This window comes from Microcoleus sp. Z1_A1 (assembly GCF_036700305.1).
Taxonomy (GTDB): Bacteria; Cyanobacteriota; Cyanobacteriia; order Cyanobacteriales; family Microcoleaceae; genus Microcoleus.
Window position 1 is genome coordinate 64227 of the sequence record NZ_JAUBOR010000018.1, and the last position, 22367, is coordinate 86593.

Below are 22367 nucleotides of genomic sequence, written 5' to 3' on the forward strand. Positions count from 1 at the left end.
GAACCGACACCAACAGCAACTCCACAGTTAGAAGCGCCGAAAATTGTAGAACCAATTCCAGTAATAGAACCGACACCAACAGCAACTCCACAGTTAGAAGCGCCGAAAATTGTAGAACCAATTCCAGTAATAGAACCGACACCGACAGCAACTCCACAGTTAGAAACCCCTAAAATTTTAGAACCAGTTCAAATAATAGAACCGACCCCAACAGAATCTCCCCAAACAAAAAAACAGGAATATAAAGGATACTACAATCGGTTCCGCAACTTCCTGCATCAAGAACCCCAACCTGCTAATCATTCAGAGCCACCAGCCCTGCCAGAAATAACAGAAAAAGCTCCAGTACCAAAAGTAGTCGCTCCCGCGATACCAGAACAGTCTCCCAATCTTGTACCGCCAACGCCACCAGTTGCCGCTGAAACTGCTAGCCAGCCAACCAGCGAATTAGCCCCTCCCGAACCAACAGTTTCCGAACCCAAAAATCAGCCAAAATCCGAACAAAAAGTCGAATTTGCCACCTAACAAAAACTTTCTGGGCTTCGTGGCATGGGCGTCCCGCCCGCGATCCAGTCGAATTTGCCACCTAACAAAAACTTTCTGGGCTTCGTGGCATGGGCGTCCCGCCCGCGATCAATCTGCGGTCAAAAATCAAAAATTAGGACACTAAAAAATGACCTACCTCGAAACAGCAGCCAAATTCTACAGCGATGTTGCCGAAACCCCCCAAATCGGACTTTGCTGCGTCCAAAGCAGCCCCTTGCAATTGCCAGGATTAAAAATTCCCGAACAAATGCAAGAAATGAATTACGGCTGCGGCACAACCGTTCACGCCGCCGAACTTGTAGGCAATCCCTTCGTGCTTTATGTAGGCGTCGGCGGCGGCTTAGAAGCACTACAATTTGCGTATTTTTCTAGACACAAAGGAGCGGTTATTGCCGTCGATCCAGTTCCAGCAATGCGAGATGCGGCTGCACGAAACTTGCAAATAGCCGCCCACGAAAATGATTGGTTCGATCCGAGTTTTGTGGAAATTTGTGAAGGCGATGCTTTTGCCTTGCCGGTGCCGGATGCTTCTGTAGATGTTGTCGCCCAAAACTGCTTGTTTAATATCTTTGAACCAGCGGATTTAGCTAAAGCATTAAAAGAGACTTATCGGGTATTAAAACCCGGTGGCAGATTGTTGATGAGCGATCCGATCGCAACTCGCCCCATTCCGCAGCATTTGAAGGAAGACCAACGCTTGCGGGCCTTGTGTTTGTCCGGCGCTTTGACATACGCAGAATACGTCCAACACCTTGTAGACGTTGGTTTTGGGCAAGTCGAAGTGCGGGCGCGCCGTCCTTACCGATTGCTGGACAAACACAATTATCAATTGGATGCAGATTTGCTGTTAGAAAGCCTAGATTCGGTGTCTTTCAAAGTGGATGTACCGGATGACGGAGCTTGCATTTTCACTGGCAAGACGGCGATTTATACTGGGTCTGAAGAGCTGTTTGATGACGGGGCAGGTCACGTTTTGCAGCGGGGAGTTCCGGCGGCGGTGTGCGATAAAACTGCTGGGAAGTTGGGGGGATTAATGCCGGATAAGGTGTTGATTACTGATTCGACTTGGCATTATAACGGCGGCGGTTGCTGTTAGATTTATTTCGGAATAATGTGGCTGTAATCTTTGGGGAATAGAGCATTTCTCAAAGAAGTGAGGTGTGGGCGCTTCCTATGCCCTCTTTTCACCTCATGTTAGTGAGCAATGGTATAAGCTGTCGCGCATTTGAATTGTATATTCAGGGCGGGCGGGACGCCCAACCCTACTCCCCACAAGACTTTGATTTTTTTTGACATACAATTTAAAGGCCGCAACAGCTTAGAGGTCTCTAATTTTAGACTTCGCCTCAAATTTTCATCAAATTTTTATTTCCCCCTGACATCCTAGCGGGAGAAGGTTCACAACTCTGAAGTAAGGAATAGATTGCTCTTGAGAGGAGTGGCTGTCTTCATCACCCCCGTTCGCTAAATGTGAGGAGGAAATTTCCATGCTATCGAAATATTTAAATTCAAGTTCATTATCGATCGCCCGTTACGGATCTAGTTTTGTTTTGGGATTAGTGTTGTGCACGGCTTCGGCCCCGGTGCTGGCGCACGTTGGGCATGACAACGAGTTTGCAGGTGGCGATGCGGCGAAGATTATGCAGCCGATCGAAGTTGATGCCAGTAAAGCAACCGCATTGGGAATTAAGACAGAGGCAATTGCCCCTACAACCGATGGAGGTATTGTCAAAGTTCCCAGCACCAGCTTAGTTGATGCCAATGGGCAAAAGCTCGTCTACATCCAGGAAGGAACAACCTACAAACCAATCTCAGTTCAGATTGGTAGCGACTCTGGAGATGTGGTGGAAATTAAAGAAGGCAATTTAGTTCCGGGAAATCAGATTGTAACGCAGGGGGCAACGTTTTTGTACTCGGAGGCATTGCGAGGTAAACCGCAGGCCCAAACCCCGGCATCACCCGCTACATCGCAGCCAGAAACGCAGGCATCACCCGCTACATCGCCAGCAGAAACGCAAGCATCGGCCGCTACATTGCCAGCAGAAACGCAGCCTGCTCAAGGATCGTCACCCTTGATGTGGGTAGCAGGCGCAGGAGTTTTACTGGTGGGTGGATTCGCCGTCTTTGGGTTAAAAGGCAAGGACTAATAGACATTCAAAAACCAAGATTTTTGGTAACAGTCGATCGCGACGGAGTAAATCTCTTTACTCCGTCTCCTAAAAGCTTGCCTAATGCTATCCAAATTTCATTTTTATGTTAAACGTCATCCCCAAATGGTCTATTGCTCAACGATGGTTAGTGGTGTTGGGGGCGGTCGCCCTAACCATCTGGAGTACACATACTGTAAGTCGAATGCCCCTCGATGTCTTGCCCAACTTTGCGCCCCCTCAAGTAGAAGTACAGACCGAAGCCCCCGGTCTTGCGCCAGAAGCGGTGGAATCGTTGGTGACGTTACCGCTAGAAAGTGCAGTCAACGGGACACCTGGAGTTGAAGTCGTCCGCACCTCCTCAGCCGTAGGAATTTCGGTATTGCGCGTGGTGTTTAAGTGGGGAACTGACCCCTATCAAGCTCGTCAACTCGTCGCAGAGCGATTGCAGGACGCACAAGACAGACTACCGGAAGGGGTTGGTACCCCGCAGATATCGCCCTTAGCTCCCCCCATCGGGACGGTGATTCAATATGCGTTCACGTCTGACACTACATCGATCATGGAAGTGCGACGTTTGGTGGATGGCAAAGTCAACAATCGCTTGTTGGCAGTTCCAGGCGTATCGCAAGTGCTGGTTTACGGCGGAGATTTGCAGCAGTTTCAGGTGATTGCGAATCCTGAAAAACTCCAAGCGTTGAAGGTTTCCCTTCAGGAAGTCGTCAAGGCGGCAAACGAGGCAAATGCCAAAACCGCCGGTGGATTGTTGATTGACCCCGATCGCGAATTGGTGATTCGGGGACAGGGACAAATCCAGACGATCGAAGATTTGCAAAAAGCTGTGGTCAAGGTGCAGGAGGGAAAACCCATTCTACTGCGGGATGTGGCAGAGGTGAAGATTGGGGCTGCACGACCGCGAGGCGATGCCAGTTGGAATACTAAACGGGCTGTGGTGGTGATGGTCAACAAGCAACCTTTGGTGGATAGTCCCACCGTCACCCAAGCCATCATCGAGGCGATGGAGGAAATTAAACCAGGTTTACCCAAGGATGTGAAGGCGAATGTCACTTTCCGGCAAGATGCCTACATTGATGCCTCAGTTGGTAATGTGCGATCGGCTTTGATCGAAGGCAGTTTGATTGTCGCAGCCATTCTGATTCCCTTTCTGATGAACTGGCGCACCCTTACCATATGTTTGCTGGATTTCTTTCTCACGCTACTGTTCTCGCTGTTAGTGTGTTCCTGGATCGGGCTGGAACTCAACACCATGACTCTCGGCGGATTGGTAGTGGCGATCGGGACAGCAGTGGATGATGCGATCGTCTACTGCGAAAATACCGATCGCCGCTTACGGGAAAATCGCCTCTCGCCCAATCCCAAGCCAGCAATGGAGATTATTTTTGAGGGTTCTCAGGAGGTGCGCGAGTCGCTGATTGGAGCGACGTTAATTGGGATTATTGTCTTTTCACCGATTTTCACACTCTCTGGGGTAGAGGGGCGGATCTTCACCCCAATGGGCATTGCCTATCTGGTGGTGGTAATCATCTCCAGCCTGGAATCTCTAGTAATCTCCCCTGCATTGTGTGCCATTCTGCTGCCCCACAGCCGGATGCAGACGACAGAACCCTTCCTAGCACTGTTTTCCAAGCGAGTTTACCATCCGTTGCTACAGTTGGCGATGCGTCGCTCTAGCTTAATTTTAGGAATGGCAACAGCCTCAATGGTAGCGGCCATGCTGATTGTGCCGACGTTAGGACGGGATTTTCTGCCAACATTCCAGGAACGATCGCTGATGAATGCGATCGCCCTTTATCCGGGTTCCTCACTCGAAGCAACCAATCGCGTTGGCTTAGCGATTCAAACCGCCCTTAAGGATGACCCCCGGTTTGAATCAGTACAACTGCGATCGGGGCGTGCTCCGGGCGACCCGGATGCGGCATCGGTGAACTTGGCACACTTAGACGTGGAACTGAGTGAAGCTGCGATGCAAAACCGTCCTGCCTCGATTCAAGCCTTGCGGGAGGCATTGGGTCAGTTTCCGGGAGTTGCCACCAATGTCGGTGGATTTATCAGTCACAGAATGGATGAAGTGTTGTCGGGGGTCAGGAGTGCGATCGCCATTAAAGTATTCGGCAACGATTTACAAGAACTACGCCGCATAGGAGAACAAATCGAAACGACAATGAAAGACGTGAAGGGATTGGTAGACCTTCAGCTTGAGCCCCAAATACCGATCCGTCAAGTACAAATTCAATTTAACCGAGATGCAGCCGCTCGCTACGGATTGACGATCGCCCAATTGTCCGATTTCACGGAAACAGCCCTGAATGGTCGCGTGGTTGCTCAAGTGCCCGATGGTCAACAGTTGGTCGATGTGTTGGTTTGGGTCAACGAATCAGCCCGTCGCAATCTCAACACGATTCGCAACCTTCAAATTAATGCCCCAACAGGTCAAATTATCCCGCTTTCGCAAGTGGCAAAGGTTGAGTTTGGCAATGGGCCCAATACGATTAACCGGGAAAACGTCTCGCGTTTAATTGTAGTGTCAGCCAACGTACAGGGACGCGATGTTGCGTCGGTCGTCGGTGACATTCGTGCCAAGGTAAAGCAATCAGTGCAACTGCCCCAAGGCTACTATATTCAGTACGGCGGACAGTATGAGTCAGAACAACGCGCTGCTCAAAACTTCCTAATTTTCGGAATATTAGCAGTGCTAGCGATCGCCGTATTGATGTACTTCACGGTGAAATCCGTTCCTGCCATGCTGATGGTGATGATCAACTTACCATTGGCACTGGTAGGGGGTGTTATATCAGTCCTGCTGACGGGCGGCGTTATCTCAGTTCCGTCAATGGTGGGCTTTGTGACGCTGTTTGGCGTAGCGACGCGCAATGGATTGCTGCTCGTAGACAACTACAACACCAAACTGGCACAAGGAATGCCGCTTCCCAAAGTCATTGTCGAAGGCTCGATGGAACGGTTGCTGGCGATTCTGATGACAGCACTCACCTCGGCATTGGGGATGATTCCCCTGGTTTTAAGCGGTGGCGCTGGTAAGGAATTGTTGCAGCCTTTGGCGATCGTTGTCCTCGGCGGACTCTTTACCTCAACTGCTCTCACCCTAGTGGTTCTACCTGCATTGTATGCTCGATTTGGGAAGTATCTGATGCCTAAACGGGTGATGAAAGTGCCCGATCTGAGAAACTATGGCATTGAGCAGACACCAACCAAAGAAGTAGGCTAATAACAATTAACAATTAACAGTTAACAGTTAACTGTTAACTGTTAACTGTTTAAACAATACCGATGCAACCGGAAACAATATGATATCAAATCCGGTAACATCGTCCTGTATTCATCTCTCTATTCTCTCTGTGTTCTCTGCGCTCTCTGCGGTTAAATCATTCCGATCCAAAATGTTGGATAAATTTCGAGAATTCGTATATGTTTGTTAGCAAAAAAGTATCGGACTAGGTAGCGATAAAATGAGAATTCTGCTGGCGGAAGACGAACCCGATTTGGGTGCGATCGTGCAACGCACCTTGAGCCGAGAAAAGTACCTGGTGGATTGGGTGCAAGATGGCACAACTGCTTGGAACTATCTGGAAGACCAATGGATCGAGTACACGGTTGCCATTTTTGACTGGTTGCTACCGGAAATCTCTGGCGTCGAACTATGCCAACGCTTGCGCCAGCAGAATAATCCTTTACCCGTTTTGATGTTGACGGCAAAAGATCGAACAGAGGATATGGTGGCAGGGCTAGATGCGGGTGCTGATGACTATCTGATGAAACCGTTCATTAAAGCAGAATTGTTAGCCCGGTTGCGAGCTCTCCAGCGACGGGGACGGAGTTTGTCTCCAGAACAGTCGCCATATTTCAATCCTGCCCAGCTTGAGGTGGGGCGATTGCTGCTTGACTATACTAAATCAATTATCTGCACTACGAATGACAGAGGACAGCAAACGGTGATTCCTCTGACGGCTAATGAGTTTCGGTTACTGGAATATTTCATGCAGCATCCGAATCAAATCCTCTCGCGCGATCGACTTTTGACTCGGCTGTGGGATGTGGATACTGACCCGATGAGCAATGTAGTTGCTGCTAGAATTCGTCTGTTGCGCCGCAAGCTGGCAGATTATGACTGTGACGGAATGATTGAAACGGTTCATGGATTCGGGTATCGCTTGAACAAGTAATATGCACTCCAACAAACTATTTAACCGCACCCGCTGGCAACTTGCAGGTTGGTACGCGATCGTCCTGGGGTTGTTGTTAGGTATATGCGGTGTTGCAGTCTATCAGGTTGTGTTTCACACGCAGCGATACATTCTCCAGCAAAAACTACAGTCCTTAGCCGGAACGCTGCATGACACTATCGAACCACAATTACAACAACCGGGACAGCTTTCATCCAGCTTGAAAACTATTTTGCCCGGTTTGTGTCTGTGGAATGAAAACTGTTACTCTTCAGGCAATGACGGGGCGCGACATACTGCTAGGGTGTTTCAGCAGGAGGGATATTATCTCCGCTTTTTAGACCAATCTGGGGAAATATTAGCAAAGGTTGGAGAGCAGCCGGATGTATTAGAAAACTTTGCACCAAAAGAGTTTTGGCAAATTCTGCATCTTTCTAATGGCGATCGCTTTTATCAAATTTCTCTATTACTGAGAACAAACAGCGGTTTGCCTTGGGGTTATATGCAAATTGGGCGATCGCTCAAAGAATGGGATGCCTATCTTAACACCTTGCGATTGTTGCTCTTTTTAGGCTTACCCTTGGTCATGCTGCTAGTGGGAGGAGCGAGTTGGTGGTTATCTGGATTAGCGATGCGACCAATTTATCAGTCCTATCGCCAGATGCAACAATTCACCTCCGATGCCGCTCATGAATTGCGAACGCCTCTGGCTGTCATTCAGGCTACTGTTGAGGATACTCGTCTGGCTGAAGATTTACCGGAGGTTAGTCAAAACCTCGATATTATCGAACGACAAAACATCCGCCTTTCTAGGTTAGTGAAAGATTTATTGTTTATTTGTAGACTTGAGCAACAACAGATTCCGACTCAATTGCAGCATTGCTGTTTCAATTATCTGATTGGCGATTTAGTAGAAGAACTTGCAGGTTTAGCCATGGTGGCTTCGGTGGAATTGAAGTTAGAAATTCGTGCTTCGCGAGCCGTTGTAATTCTTGGGGATGAAGCCCAACTTTACGGGATGGTGACAAACTTAATTACCAATGCGATTAACTACACTCCCCCAGGAGGGCTAATCCTTGCCATCCTCGATTGCACCGACAAGGAAGCCATAATTCAAGTTCAAGATACAGGTGTTGGTATCAACCCAGCCGAGCAAACGCGGATTTTCGATCGTTTCTACCGAGTGCAGAGCGATCGTTCTAGAGCCACGGGTGGTGCTGGATTAGGCCTATCGATTGCAAGTGCGATCGCAGTGGCTCATCAAGGCAGCATTCAAGTCCAGAGTGAGTTAGGAAAAGGCAGTACATTTACAATCCGTCTACCACTCAAATGAGAACAATATTACTGCGATCGCGTCAAGATTGCCTTTGCAAGGGGAACTGCCGAATATCAAGCTGTGGGTTAACTCGATCGCAAGTGCGATCGAGCAGAATAAAATTAACGGTGTATTGGTGATGCTGGAAAATAACAGCCGGGAAAACCAAGGAGAAAATTGGGGTTCAGCCAGAGGGGATAATTTCTGAAGCGGTTAATTCTCTGGTTCGTCAGAGAGAATTTACAAGGGTAGCGACCTCTGCCCGTTCTTTGATTGGAGATACTGGTATACTACGATCGACAGTTAGTTATTTAATAATTTGTAGTCATGGTAAATATGTCAAGCATCTCCAACATCGCCTCTGAAGTGGAAAGTGACTTTCTGGGAGAGATTGATAACCTTGACAGGCAATTACACGATCGCTTTCAAGACAAGTTTGTAGTCCAGCCCTCGCTTACCCGACTTTTGGTTAGTTTTCAGGCTAACAAAACTAGACCCATTTATAGGTGGTACAAGTATAAGGAAGCTTTCTCCGCTTCTTTGGTAGAGTTCTTATTCCAACAATATCAAGTCATTCAAGGCAAGATTTTAGATCCTTTTACAGGTAGTGGAACTGCTTTATTTGCTGCTAGCGACTTGGGAATAGATGGTGAGGGCATTGAATTATTACCTATTGGTCAACATATAATTAATACCAAAATTCTTTTAGACACTGCCTTCACTATTGATGATTTTCAGCGGCTAAAGACATGGTTTAATTTGCAAACATGGAAAAAATTTGAAACCCCTGTCACTCTGCCAGAATTGAGAATTACTAAAGGGGCTTACTCCGAAGAAACTAAAATAGAAATTGAGCAATATCTTGGAGCTTGTTATCAAGAAAATACCAAGGTTCAATCAGTTTTAGTCTTGACTTTACTGTGTGTTTTAGAATCCGTAAGCTATACACGCAAAGATGGACAGTATCTTCGTTGGGATTACCGTTCGGGTCATGGCACGTCAAAGAAGTCCTTCAATAAAGGTGAGGTTCTGGAGTTCAGTCAAGCTATTACCAAAAAATTTAATGAACTTGTTAACGACTTAGAACCTCCTACACAACAACTTGAACTTTTTCAAACTCAGAATAATCAACAAGGCAAAATTAATTTGCATCAAGGTTCTTGTCTGAAGATAATGCCCGATTTGCCGGACTCTACCTACGATGCAATCATCACATCTCCACCCTACTGCAATCGATATGACTATACTCGCACCTATGCACTAGAGCTGGCTTTACTAGGAATTTCTGAAAAGGAATTAATTAATCTGCGTCAGGAAATGCTAAGTTGTACGGTTGAGAATCACCCCAAAGATTTATTGGCTATCAATCCGGCTTGGGAAGTAGCTTTAAGTATTGCTAATTCGCAAACTCTCTTGCAGGCTATCTTAAGATATTTGGACAGCCAAAAGTCACAGGGTATATTGAACAACAATGGTATACCAAGAATGGTAAGAGGATATTTCTATGAAATGGCTTGCGTAATACAAGAAAGCTTTCGTATCCTTAAACCAGGGGCATTTTTGTTTATGGTTAATGACAATGTGCGCTACGCAGGTATAAGTATTTCAGTGGACCTGATTCTTTCTGATTTCGCTGAAAAACTCGGCTTTATTACGGAAAATATTCTCGTTTTACCAGGTGATAAGGGGAATAGTAGTCAACAGATGGGAAACTATGGACGCGCTCCTTTGAGGAAGTGCGTTTATGTATGGAAAAAACAATAACTGGATACCTATGTGTGCTTATCGTAACCACCTTCAATCCAGTGACGATCTTGTCACAACCTATGAAGACACTCGTGCTGGTTTTGTGGCACTGGCCCTTGAAAAAAATCGACGCGCTACCCCTTATGTCGCCCAAGCAAGAGCACTTCAAGAAGCTGCGGGTCAAGCTGAGAGTCCTGCTGATTTGTTAAATGTTAAGGGCATTGAAATGGGATTGTTGACTGCCGCAGGATTATCTGACAAGTCTCTTGCTCATTTGATGCCAAAGGATAAAAGTGAAGCTATCAATGGTCTAATCAGGAATTTTCTTGAGCCAGCAGGCACAAATTTTGTGGAGGAATTGGTGTTTAGATTTCTACTGACTCGTGGTGACACGCTTGGTGGCTCAATGCGTAATGTTGGCGGAGTATTGGCACAAAGAAAACTAACTCGTGCTATCCTCTCGACTCTCACAATTGCTAGTAAGAGATATTATTGGCAAGACTCAAAGACAAAAAAGTGGATAGCCATGACAAATGATGACACAGAAATTGAGTTGTCTTTACGTGGGATAAGTTGGGAGAGCGAGTTAGGTAATCGCACATTGATTTATAACCTAACTGTTCCACTCGTCAAGAGCAATGTGGATTTGTGTTTATTTAATCTTGCCCCGACGGAGTTGGTAGCTAATAAATCCAGCGCAATTGAGCCATCTATCGTGGCACCCTATGTTATTGCATTGGGCGAACTTAAAGGTGGAATCGATCCTGCCGGTGCAGATGAGCATTGGAAAACGGCACAAGCGGCCCTAAATCGCATACGCGAAGCATTTTCCACAGTTGGACACTCACCTCTGACTTTCTTTGTGGGCTCGGCAGTTGCAAGAAGGATGGCGGGTGAAATCTGGCATCAACTGGAAAACGGGACTCTCAGTAATGCTGCAAATCTGAATCAGGAGAATCAACTTGCATCTATTTCTCGTTGGTTATGTAATTTATAAAAGCAACAACCGTTTTGACTGCGTGTCGGTTTTACCATCCTCCCTCGCCCCCCTCTGGTGGCACAGCCATCTTGGCTGTCTCCAAAAGCCCTCGTTTAATCAGCTTTCTTCCCATCCTGCCAAACTTCCCGCTAAATTAAAGAAGTAAAAAAATCATTCACATCCTACCCAGGAGATGCCATGCCCCGCGTCAGAGCACCAGAATTCCCCGGAAACTACCCCTGGCTGAACACCGAAAAACCTTTATCCATTGAATCCTTAAAAGGGCGCGTCGTCCTCCTTGACTTCTGGACGTACTGCTGCATCAACTGCTTGCACGTCCTCCCCGACTTAAAATACCTCGAACAAAAATATAAAGATTCCCTCACGGTTATCGGCGTTCACTCGGCTAAATTTGAAAACGAAAAAGAAGTAGAAAACATCCGCCAAGCTATCCTCCGCTACGATATCGAACATCCCGTAATCGTTGACAGCGGCATGAAAGTTTGGCAAAGCTACGCGGTTCGCGCTTGGCCGACTTTAATGGTGATCGATCCTGAAAGTTATGTCGTTGGCTTTGTTTCCGGCGAAGGCAATAGAGAAGCACTTGACGAGTTAGTTAGCAAGTTAATTGCTGAATACAAAGATAAAAATGCACTCAAGTTTAAACAACTCAGTTTTACCTTAGAAAAACAGCGCAAACCTGTCTCAACACCGCTGGCTTTTCCGGGTAAAGTGCTGGCATTTGCGATCGCTGCAACGGAGGCAAAACAGCTTCACCAACAGGGCGCGCTTTTGGGCGAAATGAGTCAGGAAAATGAATCTGTAGATGAAACTGTATTGCCGGGGCCGGCTAATTCAGTCATACAAAACTTAGTGGGTTCTTGCTTATTTATTGCCGATTCCGGCCACAATAGGATTGTTGTCAGCACCCTCGAAGGTGAGGTGCTGCACGTTATCGGTAGCGGTAAACCGGGTTTAACTGATGGGGAGTTTGAAGAGGCTGAGTTTTTTGCACCTCAAGGTATGGCTTTTGATGCAGAAAGTCAGATTCTATATGTTGCTGATACGGAAAATCATGCTGTCAGAAAGATTGATTTTACGACTCAACGGGTGGAAACTGTTGCTGGTACGGGCGAACAAAGTCACGAAATTTCACCCCGCAGCGGCAAGGGTTTAGAAACGCAATTGAATTCGCCTTGGGATTTAGAAAGAGTTGGAAATAGACTTTTTATTGCAATGGCGGGTTCCCACCAAATTTGGGAAATGCAGTTAGATACTGGCACGATCGCCACTTATGCAGGTATTGGCCGAGAATCCTGTGTTGACGGGAATCTTGCAGAATCTGCTTTTTCTCAGCCCAGTGGCCTGTCTACGGATCGATCGGAGTTGTTTGTTGCTGACAGCGAAATTAGTTCGATTCGCGCTGTGGGTATTGATGAAGACCCGAAGGTGCGTACAGTCTGCGGTAGCGGTGAATTGTTTGGTTTTGGGGATAAAGATGGTCGCGCTGAGGAGGTAAGGTTGCAGCACTGTTTGGGTGTGGAATACGCTCAAAATTACCTATGGGTGGCTGATACTTACAATCACAAAATTAAGCGGATCGACCACCGGGGCGGTACGTGCAGAACAATGATTGGAGATGGTAAAGCAGGTTTGGTTGATGCTAAAGGTCTCAAGGCTCGATTTTTTGAACCTTCAGGGTTGAGTGCGATCGGGCCTCATTTGTTTGTTGCTGATACGAACAATCATGTAATTCGCAGAGTTGAGTTGGATACGCTGGAAGTCACAACTTTGGATTTCCCCAGTTTGTGCGCCCCGGATGTTTGTCTTCCTGATTAAGTCGATCGACCTTTTTTACTTCAGGCAGGGTTCTCAATTCTCGTGATTGCCAGATTGATTGTGTTAAAGTAGGGTGCTATTCGGCGCACCTTACCACAATTTTCAAGCCAAGTAAGTTAACCTAGCACGCAGAAACCGGTTTTTTTACCGAATCTGCGGCCTACAACAGGTCTTTTCGTAAAAAAACCCGGTTTCTAAACAATCGTGCATAAGTCTTATGTGGTTAATTCAATGGTGAGTTAACCCGCGATCGCCCGTATTAAATAATCGCAAAAATCCTCGCCCCAATCTAAAATTCCGAATAGCTCAGCAGCCGCACTATTTTTTCATTATCGTTCAATTCGCCGACAATCCGTCGCACGGGTTTCGGCCAGATTTTAATCAAAGTAGGAGTTGCTGAAATCTGATCTGCCTCAGCTTGGTCTGGATGTTTCAAAACATCAATTACTTTTAAAGTGTAGGGACGATCGAGGCATTTCTCTAAGAACTGGTGTAAAGTTTCGAGAGTGCGTTCGGTGCTGGGGTTGCTGCCGGAAACAAACAGACGCAAAACGTACCCTTGAGTTTGTGGCGGTGGGGTGAGTGCTGTTGGTTTGGGAAGCCGAGTCTGCTGCGATTGCGGAAAGCCCAAGGGAGTTACTATGGAATTGCTCCAGTCCGATCGAGCTTCGGGGCTGGCATACTGTACAACTAAGTCGTGATTTTCCCAAAGTTCGGGGAATTGTTCGTGATAAGTAGCGATTGCCATCGGTTCGCACATTTCTTCGCTGCGGGGATGCCACACTAAGTCGCCAGTCCCAAAAATGGCGTTCAGCAGCGTTTGATGTCGCAGCACGGGGGGGTAAGCCTCGGCAGCAACCCGCACCTGCCGATCGCCTGGATCGAGCCAGCAGTCAATGGTTGCCGTGTAGCAAGGTATCAGAAAATGCGGCGGTTCCGACAAACCGAGGATCTCCTGTAGAGCTACGCACAACTGCAAATGCCACCGAGTTTGCTTGTGGGGGTCTATGCAATAGATTAAGTCTCCCCCTGGTGTAAACAGCGCAATGCCTTTGAAAAATTCTGGCAAAATAGGGCGATCGACTTTCAATTCAGTACACCAATAAAAGTTAACAGTTAACAGTTAACTGTTAACTGTTAACTGTTAACTGTTAACACTCGACCTTTAGACTCGACCTCGCAGCATCTGAGCCATTTCGTTCGGGAACGGCGAGTTCTCTACACAAAGTTCTTCAGTAATCCGACCTTCTTGATAAAGACCGTAGAGCGACTTATTCATCGTCGTCATGCCTTCATAAGTATCTTTGATCATGATTTGATTGATTTCCTCATTCTGCCCCTTCATAATGTATTCCTTAACCACGTCGGTATTGATCATCACGTCGTGGAAAGCAGCCCGCTTGCCGTCTGTGGTTTTGCACAGCAGTTGAGCAATAATCGCCACTAGGGATTCGGAAATTGAAACCCGTATGGCATCCTGTTCTTCCGCCCCGAACATATCAAGAATCCGGTTCAGGGTTTTAACCGCACTGTTGGTGTGCAGGGTTCCTGCAACTAAGTGACCGGTTTGAGAGGCTTTGAGGGCGATTTCCACCGTCTCTCTGTCCCGAATTTCTCCTACTAGCAGCATATCGGGGTCTTGTCGCAGAGCGCCTTTGAGAGCGCTCATAAACTTGAGGGTGTGCCTGCCGACTTCCCGGTGCTTAATCAATGATTTTTTGCTTTCGTGTACGAATTCTACCGGGTCTTCGATCGTGATGATGTTGTAGGCTTTATTCTTATTGATGTAGTCGATCATCGCGGCCAAGGTGGTAGACTTACCCGAACCTGTCGGCCCTGTCACCAAAATCAGCCCTTTGTGGTAGCCACATATTTTCCTAAATACCTCCGGCAGTTTCAATTCCTCCATTGTCAAGATTTTGGCAGGAATTAGCCGCAGCACCATTGCCGGGCCGGCCAAGGAGTCCATGCAACTGATCCGAATGCGGACGAACCCGAAGTCGAAAGCGCCGTCAAAGTCTAGGGTTTTTTGGAAAATTTCAATTTCTTCATCGCTCATGCACTCCCGCAACCAGCCAAAAAACGTATCTAAATCCGTCGGTGGATAGCCGATGTCGGCAATCTCGCCCCGCGTGCGGAAGCGGGGAACTTCGTTTACTCCGAGGTGAAGGTCGGATACTCCTTCTTCTTTGGCTCGCATGACTAGCTCTTTCAAAGTCGGAGATCCGCCGCTGCTAGAACTCTGGCTTTTAGGTGTGGCGAAGGATTGCGAGGCTGGTGCTGGTGCCGGTGGCGCTGCTGGTGCTGGTGCCGGTGGCGGTGCTGGTGGCATTCCTGCTGCTCTGGGGGGCATTCCGGGAGCAGGAGGGCGGGGCATTCCGGGTGGTGGGGGGGCTCCGGGTACGGGCGGGCGAGGAGCGGGCGGATGCTGTTGTGTCATATGCGCTACCTTAAGTTGGTGAGAAGGCTGACTCGAACAGATGATTTGTGGGAGTTGAACAATGCCGATCGCCATTGTGCGCGTCTTGCACAAAAGCTTAACTGTTGTTCTCAGTCTATCCCAAGAGGGGGTCGTAGTGCTGCACTACTAAGGAACTATTGTGCCAATTGGAGGATGTCATCACTCTCGATATATGATCAAATATGGATTTTTGACTTTTTTGGATAAATTTCTTAATCAAAAGACTTTGCCACAATTTAAAAGTATTAAATTATACTTTGCCCAACTATTAAGGACTTAAACGGATGAATTCTGTCGATCGGGCTTTTACTCCAGCTTTGGAGTTGGCGGAGTCGATCCGCACGCTGGAAGTGTCGCCTTTAGAAATTGTCAATCTGTACTTGGAACGCATTGAGCGATTAAACCCTGAGCTGGGCAGTTATTTTACTGTAACGGCCGATCGGGCGATCGCCCTAGCTAAATCTCAAACCGAACAACTAGCTGGGTTAAACAAGCCACAGGAATTGCCACCTTTTTTCGGAGTGCCGATCGCCATTAAAGACTTGACACCCGTTACCGGCGTTCCGTGTACCTACGGCACTCAGGCTTTGCAGGGTAACATCTCTGCCTACGACGAGTCAGTAGTATGGCGGATCAAAGCAGCGGGATTTAACATTCTGGGCAAAACAGCCACCTCTCAAATTGGCTCATTACCTTACACCGAACCAGAAGGTTTCCCGCCCGCGCGCAATCCCTGGAATTTAGACTATACGCCCGGAGGTTCCAGCGGAGGCTCAGCGGCGGCTGTAGCAGCGGGTTTGTGCGCGATCGCCCAAGGTTCAGACGGCGGCGGTTCGATTCGAGGTCCAGCTTCCTGCTGCGGTTTAGTAGGCATTAAACCGTCGCGGGGGCGAGTTTCCTGGGCACCTGTCGGAGATTACCTCAGCGGCATTTCTGCCAACGGCCCACTGGCGCGCACTGTAGCTGACGCCGCCGCACTTTTGGATGTGATGTCAGGCTACACAACAGGCGATCCGTACTGGCTACCCGATTCAAATCCGACGTTTTTAGAGGCTTCCACTCAAGAGTTAGGCAAGCTACGAATTGCTTTTTCTACCAGTATTTCCCCTGTGGGCGAGGCTGCGCCTATCTGTCAGCAAGCGGTACTCGAAACAGTAAAATTATTGACAGATTTGGGTCATGATGTCGAACCTGGATGCCCGGATTTTACGGGTTTAATCGAACCGTTTATCGCAATTTGGCAGTCTGGGGCGGCGGCAAGTGGCATTCCCGGCCCTGCTTTGGAACCGATGAATCGCTGGCTGTTAGAAAGAACTATTTCCGCTGGGGAATATTTGCGGGCGGTGAATCAAATGCAGGTGATTTCACGGCGGATTGTGGGATTCTTTGAAAAATTTGATGTGTTAGTTTTGCCGACTTATATGCACTCGCCAATCCGGGTTGGGGAGTGGGCGGATTTGAGTTTTGAAGAAACTTTGCAGCACATTATTAATTGGGTAGCTCCTTGTCCGCCGTTTAATGCTAGCGGTTTGCCTGCGATCGCACTTCCTGCTATTTTAGATAACAACGGTTTGCCCGTGGGAATTCAAATTATCGGGCGGCCGGCGGCGGAAGCAACTTTAATTGCTTTAGCGGCGCAGATGGAAGCGGCGAAACCTTTCCCCGTTTTAGATTTTAAATAGGGAATAGTAAGGGATAAAATCACATTTCCCTTTTTTAGGGGTTAGAAGCTGTTCGCTAATTTCTGGACAGAACTACCCATTGCTTTCCGTTTGTCCATCTATTAACCGATCGACATATTCTCGCTTGCCGTTCCTGCCAGTTGGGGACTGCTTTCAATTTGTCTTTGATTCCTGGTTTCACCTTGAAACACACAGGATCTTTATCTAGTGGCTCATCACTGGTAAAACCAAATTTATTGTCTTTATGGAATGGCATTGTTGTTTTTTGCCGTAGTTGATATACTGACACGTAACATACATTGAGAGGTCGAATCAATGCCTTCCCTAACTTACATCAAAGGTCTTCCAACGCCAGCAAACGAACTAAATGCTTTAGGATTCACGGATTTTGAGATGTTCCTAGAGGCATTTGCGCCCATCTTTCGAGATGCCGCAATTGAAACAGTCAACCACCTAAAGAACGGCACTGAATTCAACAAATCAATGTGGAACACCCATTTGCAGAAGACCTATCAAATTAGCAAGCGTCATGCAAATGGTGTCATTGCCTATGCAAAAGGTAAAGTAGACGGCTCAAAAGAACATCAAGCTTTGCATATTAAAACATTGTTCGGGAAGGCGAAATCAATCAAAGCTTGGATTAAGAAGGCAGAGCGCAAGCTGAAACTTGCTCGAAAGTTCTACGCAAAAAAGAATTGGGAGAATTCAAAAACAGGTTGCAATTTCCCTCTGTCCTGTTCGTTGAACCATAAAGATACGAATTGGCAAAATTTGAAGTTTCAACTTCATGGAAAAAAACGCAAACTGTACCTGATTCAAGCCAAGATCGAATTCTTGAAACATAAACCCATTAAGGTGTCCGTCCCGCACGGTCAAGTTTTTATTGTTGGGGCCGCAGACGAAAGTTTTGGGAATCAGGTCGCACAGTGGGACGGTAAAACTATTAAATTCCGTGTCCCTGCCTGTCTAGAAACTCGGTTTGGGAAGTCCGTAGTTTCTGAAGTTGGCAACTTCGATCGCAACATTAACCGTTTACCTGAAACAGGCTCTAAGACCTGGCATCTCTTCAAAAAAGATGGCAAGTGGAATATTGCGGTACAGTTTACAGCTTCTGAGGTGAAGCGCCAATCCAAAGATCGTGCCTATGGCTGTATTGGAATTGACATGAATCCCGGTTCGATTGGTTGGAGCTATGTTGACACTGAAGGCAACCTGAAAGCTCATGGTAAAATTCCCCTAGAAATCGGACTCCCATCCGGTAAGCAGCAGGCTCAAATCGTTGATGCCTGTCTGTCTCTGGCTAACCTTGCAATTTGCTTTTCTTGCCCGGTCGTGTGCGAAGAACTTGATTTTGCGCACAAGAAAGAGTGCTTAGGTGAGCAAAGCAAGAAATACGCCAGAATGATGTCTTCATGGGCTTACAGCGAGTTTTTCAAACAACTGAACGCAATCTTATCAAACCGTGGCATTGAGCTAATTACGGTCAATCCTGCATACAGTTCAATTATTGGTTTAGTGAAGTACATGAAAATGTACGGACTAGCCAGTGATGAAGCGGCTGCATTGGTTATTGCCAGACGCGGAATGCGGCTGAGTGAAAGACTGCCATCAACCATAACCGCCTATGTTGAGGTGAACTCAGCAAAGCACGTATGGTCGATGTGGAACCAACTGAATAAACAGATCGAGCGTTCCGGTAAGGTTAATCGCAGACACGATTACTTTACCGTTTCTAACTGGAGTTTCCTAGCCAACCTCGAAAATGAGGAAGATTTATCACTAGGAAAGAACGCTTTCACTTACACCGTGGAGTGAGGTGCGGACAAATTATCTAGCATTGGGTAGTTTTGTCCACACATTTAGAAGCGGTATGCCAAATCAGGATTTGTGTGCGGGGAACTAGAAATCCGGTTTTTCGCATAAATTTCTATTGACTGTTGACCCCCTCGCATCCAGGATACCCGCCACGTGATTCATCCGTCCAGAAATAAAAAACCTCTATCCGATAAAGGAGCCCCCGAATTGATCCGTGGGGTCAATTCTAAAATCTAAAATCTAAAATCTAAAATCTAAAATCTAAAATCGATTGACTGTTTGACATTTGAACAATACCGATGCCACGGGAAACGAGAGGATTGAGAAAGGGGACAAATTTCAGGTTTAATTATGGCAAGGAAATATAAAATACTTCTTAAGATACTTGACATATTTGGAAAAAAGGCTATAATCTCTTCAAATTAATTCCCGATGGCGGGTGTATCTAAAAAAATAGCTTATGTTTAACACAGCAGGACGGTTTCCAGAAAATCCGATTCGGGGAAATGTTGCGGGTGTTTCAGCGGAAATACTAGACTTATTCAGTAAGTTCGATCGCTTAAATCAGATCGGGACAATTGCCGTAGGCGATACCAATATTTTATTTGATACCAGCTACGATTTGACTGAAAAACGCGATGGGGCGGCGGCTGCGACTGGTAGTGCGATCCTCTACGAGGGCTTCGCTAACGGCCTTTTTGGGCCATCCACCGACTTCGGTCTCCCATCGTCAGGAAGCGACAATCTTAAATTTGATAGTAGTCTAAAATCCCCGACCGCTACCTCCACTCAAGGTGAGATAGACGAACTGACAGGGATGGCTTTACCTGTTGGTGAACTCTCCCTATCCCAAACTTCTTCCCTATTTCCTGATGAAAACTGGGCTTTCAATTTTAAAAATTACACCATCGATCACCAAGGTTTAAACACCCTCAACCTTAAAGTTGGTTACGGGTTAAAACCGGGAATTACCCCAAACGAATATCCAGATTTTGTGCCCATTTACCAAAGCATTGATAATTTCCTAGTTAACTACCCGAACGAAACAGATTTCTGGGAAATTCTCAACAAAAATTTGACGGAAAAGGTGCTTACTGAAAATCCGGTACTGACAGATGTTACGATTCAACTGGAAGTTTTGCCAACGGAGGTATTGCCCTACGATCGCGCCAGTACAGTTTTCCGCAGTCAATCGGGCAAAATCACAGAAGATTGGAATTTTTCACTCAAAGACTACGCAATCAATCACCAAGGATTGAACAAGCTCAATCTCGATATAGATTACCAGTACAAACCGGAAATCGCTCCCAATGAATATCCCGATTTTGTGCCAATCTACAATAGCATTGATAACTTTTTAACCACATATCCGAACGAAACAGATTTTTGGGAAGTTGTCAATAAAAACTTGACTCAAAATATCCTCAACGAAAATCCTGCATTGGCGGCAATTAAGATAGACTTCAACGTTCTGCCAAGCCAAAGCTTGCCCTACAACCGCACCAGCAAAGTTACTCGCACTCAACCCAGCAATCCTCAAGGAACTTTCCTAGTTGGCAATAGCCGGGGAAATAATGTACTTCGGTTTGACGGCAATACCGGCAATTTTCTAGGCGAATTTATTCCACCGGGAAGCGGCGGTTTGTCCAATCCAGATACGATCGTTTTTGGGCCCGATGGCAATGGCGATGATCAGTCGGACATTTACGTTACTAGCGGCGACAAGCCCGGAAATTCGGGAGAACCGACAGCATCGGCGGTATTGCGGTATGACGGAATTACTGGCGCATTTATTGACAAGTTTGTCGCCGATAATCCGAACACGGCGGCCGATGAAACTGGCGGATTGTTTCGCCCTTACGGTTTAGCTTTTGGCCCTGACGGTAATTTTTATGTCAGCAGTTTTTTGAGTGACCAAATTCTGCGATATAACGGCCAAACAGGACAGTTTATTGATGTATTTGCTTCGGGAAATCAGCAAGCGGGAGGATTGAATGGCCCGAACGGTTTACTGTTTGCTCCTGACGGCAATTTGTACGTGACAACGCAGGGGAGTGTGGCGACCAACGGTCAACCAGATTTTAGCGCAGGTTTCCCCAGTCAGGTGCTGCGTTACAACCCGCAAACCGGGCAGTCAAGTATCTTTGCTTCGCCCGATCCTTCGCCTCGGAGTCAGGGATTTGCAAGTCTTTTGGGACTGGCAATCGGGCCCGCTGACGGCGACCTTTATGTCAGCGATTTTGCTAACGATATCAGGCGCTACAATTTAAGAAGTGGGGAATTGGTCAAGGTTTTATCTACGAATTATACTGATACTTCGCCCAGTAGCAATTATGTAGGTAGTTTGGCTTTTTCGCCGATCGGCAATTTGTTTGCAGTTGGCTTTGACAACCGCGCTAATGCTAACGGTGCCGGCGCTGTTTTGCGGTATAATGGCAAGACTGACGAACCGCTGCCAATATCGGGAAATCCTGGATCGAGTAACAGTTCTATTTTTGTCCCTCCCGACAGCAAGCTACAGCGTCCAATAGGAATTTCTTTCTTTCCGTCCGATGCTCAACTGACGGAGAAATGGAATTTTACATTGGCAAATTACCCCATTAATCATCAAGGGTTAAACAACCTGAATATTGATGTAAATTATAAGTACAAAGACGGGATTCAAAATTCTGAGTATCCTGATTTTGTGCCGATTTACAAGAGCATTGACAACCTTTTAGTTAACTACCCGAACGAAACAGATTTTTGGGAAATTGTCAACAAGAATCTGACCGAAAAAGTGCTTGCTGACAATCCGGCACTTTCGTCGGTGACGGTTAATTTGGATGTTTTACCGACGAACCGATTGCCTTACGAGCGCAGCAGTACCGTTACTCGCACTCAAGATGGTAAATTAGGCGAAGCATGGGATTTCAAAATTCCTAATTACTCGATCGATCACCAGGGTTTGAATAACCTCAATATGGATGTCAAATATCAGTACAAACCAGGAATTACGCAGGATGAGTATCCAGACTTTGTGCCGATTTACCAAAGCATCGACACTTTCTTGACTAATTATCCCAATGAAACGGATTTCTGGGAAATTCTTAATAAGAGTTTGACGCAAAAGCTGCTAGCCGAAAATCCGGCTTTGGATGCGTTGCAAATTAATCTGGAGGTTTTGCCGACTAACAGATTGCCTTACGAGCGAGCTAGCATTGTGTCGATCGCTTAGCCTATCATTGGAAATTAGATGGAAAAATCTTGACAAGAAATACATACTTAGCTACCGTAAGGGTAAGGTTAAGTACGTTGCGTAGAAACCAGGTTGTTTCGCGTCCAAGACAAACCCATTTAAATTGTCTGTTGTGCTGTGGTGAAAAACCCGGTTTTTAAAAGAAACCGGGTTTCTGAATTAGACCGAGTTTACCAAATTCCATTTTGGGATATATGTCTGTGTCCCGCTGCATTTGATACCTAAATAGTGGTGGACGCAAATAGGATAAAAAACCAGGTTTTGGCGTTAAAGTCGATCGCTGACAACCTGTTATTTTGACTCTTAACCTGGTTCTTGTGCTTCCAGGACTGAAAAATATAGTTTTTTTTATCGGAGTTCGTGCTGCGCCCAATTTCTAGTCATCCAACCCATATTTTAC

The 22367-nt window shown here is 46.7% G+C and carries 14 protein-coding genes and 1 pseudogene; 13 read left to right on the forward strand and 2 right to left on the reverse strand.

Features of this window, described 5'->3' with window-relative positions:
• The 10 genes and pseudogenes from QT973_RS14180 to QT973_RS14225 form a co-directional block, all read left to right on the forward strand.
• A pseudogene (locus tag QT973_RS14180) lies at positions 1 to 525 on the forward strand (hypothetical protein); the annotation flags it as partial.
• A gap of 148 nt (positions 526 to 673) precedes the next feature.
• Positions 674 to 1642, forward strand: coding sequence for an arsenosugar biosynthesis arsenite methyltransferase ArsM (arsM, locus tag QT973_RS14185; RefSeq protein ID WP_333057327.1), 969 nt, complete (start codon positions 674 to 676; stop codon positions 1640 to 1642).
• 391 nt (positions 1643 to 2033) lie between these two features.
• Positions 2034 to 2693: a hypothetical protein gene (locus tag QT973_RS14190; RefSeq protein WP_333057326.1), complete on the forward strand. Its 660-nt coding sequence runs from the start codon at positions 2034 to 2036 to the stop codon at positions 2691 to 2693.
• 106 nt (positions 2694 to 2799) lie between these two features.
• On the forward strand, positions 2800 to 5937 hold the full coding sequence (locus QT973_RS14195) for an efflux RND transporter permease subunit (RefSeq protein WP_333391557.1): 3138 nt from the start codon (positions 2800 to 2802) through the stop codon (positions 5935 to 5937).
• Between the two features lie 241 nt (positions 5938 to 6178).
• Complete coding sequence (gene rppA / locus QT973_RS14200) at positions 6179 to 6892, forward strand: two-component system response regulator RppA (protein WP_333259949.1); 714 nt, start codon at positions 6179 to 6181, stop codon at positions 6890 to 6892.
• Position 6893: 1 nt separating this feature from the next.
• Positions 6894 to 8225: a two-component system sensor histidine kinase RppB gene (gene rppB, locus QT973_RS14205; RefSeq protein ID WP_333391559.1), complete on the forward strand. Its 1332-nt coding sequence runs from the start codon at positions 6894 to 6896 to the stop codon at positions 8223 to 8225.
• A 34-nt stretch (positions 8226 to 8259) separates the two neighbouring features.
• Positions 8260 to 8415, forward strand: a complete 156-nt coding sequence (locus QT973_RS14210) for a hypothetical protein (RefSeq protein WP_333057321.1) — start codon at positions 8260 to 8262, stop codon at positions 8413 to 8415.
• 128 nt (positions 8416 to 8543) lie between these two features.
• Positions 8544 to 9971, forward strand: a complete 1428-nt coding sequence (locus tag QT973_RS14215) for a site-specific DNA-methyltransferase (RefSeq protein WP_333314366.1) — start codon at positions 8544 to 8546, stop codon at positions 9969 to 9971.
• Positions 9952 to 10950 carry a type II restriction endonuclease gene (locus QT973_RS14220; RefSeq protein WP_333057319.1) on the forward strand — a complete coding sequence of 333 codons (999 nt, stop codon included), beginning with the start codon at positions 9952 to 9954 and terminating at the stop codon, positions 10948 to 10950. Before QT973_RS14215 ends, QT973_RS14220 begins: the two co-directional genes overlap by 20 nt.
• Before the next feature lie 180 nt (positions 10951 to 11130).
• A complete protein-coding gene (locus tag QT973_RS14225; protein ID WP_333057318.1) occupies positions 11131 to 12771 on the forward strand; it encodes a thioredoxin-like domain-containing protein in 1641 nt (546 codons plus the stop codon).
• A gap of 289 nt (positions 12772 to 13060) precedes the next feature.
• Here QT973_RS14225 and QT973_RS14230 read toward each other — a convergent pair whose 3' ends face one another.
• Positions 13061 to 13861, reverse strand: coding sequence for a circadian clock KaiB family protein (locus tag QT973_RS14230; protein ID WP_333057317.1), 801 nt, complete (start codon positions 13859 to 13861; stop codon positions 13061 to 13063).
• A gap of 75 nt (positions 13862 to 13936) precedes the next feature.
• Complete coding sequence (locus QT973_RS14235) at positions 13937 to 15211, reverse strand: type IV pilus twitching motility protein PilT (protein WP_333233794.1); 1275 nt, start codon at positions 15209 to 15211, stop codon at positions 13937 to 13939.
• A gap of 305 nt (positions 15212 to 15516) precedes the next feature.
• On the opposite strand from QT973_RS14235, the gene QT973_RS14240 reads away from it, so the two are divergent.
• The 3 genes from QT973_RS14240 (at position 15517) to QT973_RS14250 (ending at position 21946) form a co-directional block, all read left to right on the forward strand.
• Positions 15517 to 16914, forward strand: coding sequence for an amidase (locus QT973_RS14240; RefSeq protein WP_333391561.1), 1398 nt, complete (start codon positions 15517 to 15519; stop codon positions 16912 to 16914).
• A 315-nt stretch (positions 16915 to 17229) separates the two neighbouring features.
• The gene (locus QT973_RS14245; RefSeq protein WP_333057313.1) at positions 17230 to 18729 is read left to right on the forward strand and encodes a hypothetical protein; all 1500 of its coding nucleotides are present in this window, start codon (positions 17230 to 17232) and stop codon (positions 18727 to 18729) included.
• Between the two features lie 460 nt (positions 18730 to 19189).
• Positions 19190 to 21946 carry an NHL repeat-containing protein gene (locus QT973_RS14250; RefSeq protein ID WP_333057312.1) on the forward strand — a complete coding sequence of 919 codons (2757 nt, stop codon included), beginning with the start codon at positions 19190 to 19192 and terminating at the stop codon, positions 21944 to 21946.
• Positions 21947 to 22367: the final 421 nt, after the last annotated feature.

What these genes read in the sequence shown, in the direction of transcription:
- arsM (WP_333057327.1), top strand. Translation starts at nt 674, where the DNA reads ATGACCTACCTCGAAACAGCAGCCAAATTCTACAGCGATGTTGCCGAA.
- QT973_RS14190 (WP_333057326.1), top strand. Translation starts at nt 2,034, where the DNA reads ATGCTATCGAAATATTTAAATTCAAGTTCATTATCGATCGCCCGTTAC.
- QT973_RS14195 (WP_333391557.1), top strand. Translation starts at nt 2,800, where the DNA reads ATGTTAAACGTCATCCCCAAATGGTCTATTGCTCAACGATGGTTAGTG.
- rppA (WP_333259949.1), top strand. Translation starts at nt 6,179, where the DNA reads ATGAGAATTCTGCTGGCGGAAGACGAACCCGATTTGGGTGCGATCGTG.
- rppB (WP_333391559.1), top strand. Translation starts at nt 6,894, where the DNA reads ATGCACTCCAACAAACTATTTAACCGCACCCGCTGGCAACTTGCAGGT.
- QT973_RS14215 (WP_333314366.1), top strand. Translation starts at nt 8,544, where the DNA reads ATGTCAAGCATCTCCAACATCGCCTCTGAAGTGGAAAGTGACTTTCTG.
- QT973_RS14220 (WP_333057319.1), top strand. Translation starts at nt 9,952, where the DNA reads ATGTATGGAAAAAACAATAACTGGATACCTATGTGTGCTTATCGTAAC.
- QT973_RS14225 (WP_333057318.1), top strand. Translation starts at nt 11,131, where the DNA reads ATGCCCCGCGTCAGAGCACCAGAATTCCCCGGAAACTACCCCTGGCTG.
- QT973_RS14235 (WP_333233794.1), bottom strand. Translation starts at nt 15,211, where the DNA reads ATGACACAACAGCATCCGCCCGCTCCTCGCCCGCCCGTACCCGGAGCC.
- QT973_RS14240 (WP_333391561.1), top strand. Translation starts at nt 15,517, where the DNA reads ATGAATTCTGTCGATCGGGCTTTTACTCCAGCTTTGGAGTTGGCGGAG.
- QT973_RS14245 (WP_333057313.1), top strand. Translation starts at nt 17,230, where the DNA reads ATGCCTTCCCTAACTTACATCAAAGGTCTTCCAACGCCAGCAAACGAA.
- QT973_RS14250 (WP_333057312.1), top strand. Translation starts at nt 19,190, where the DNA reads ATGTTTAACACAGCAGGACGGTTTCCAGAAAATCCGATTCGGGGAAAT.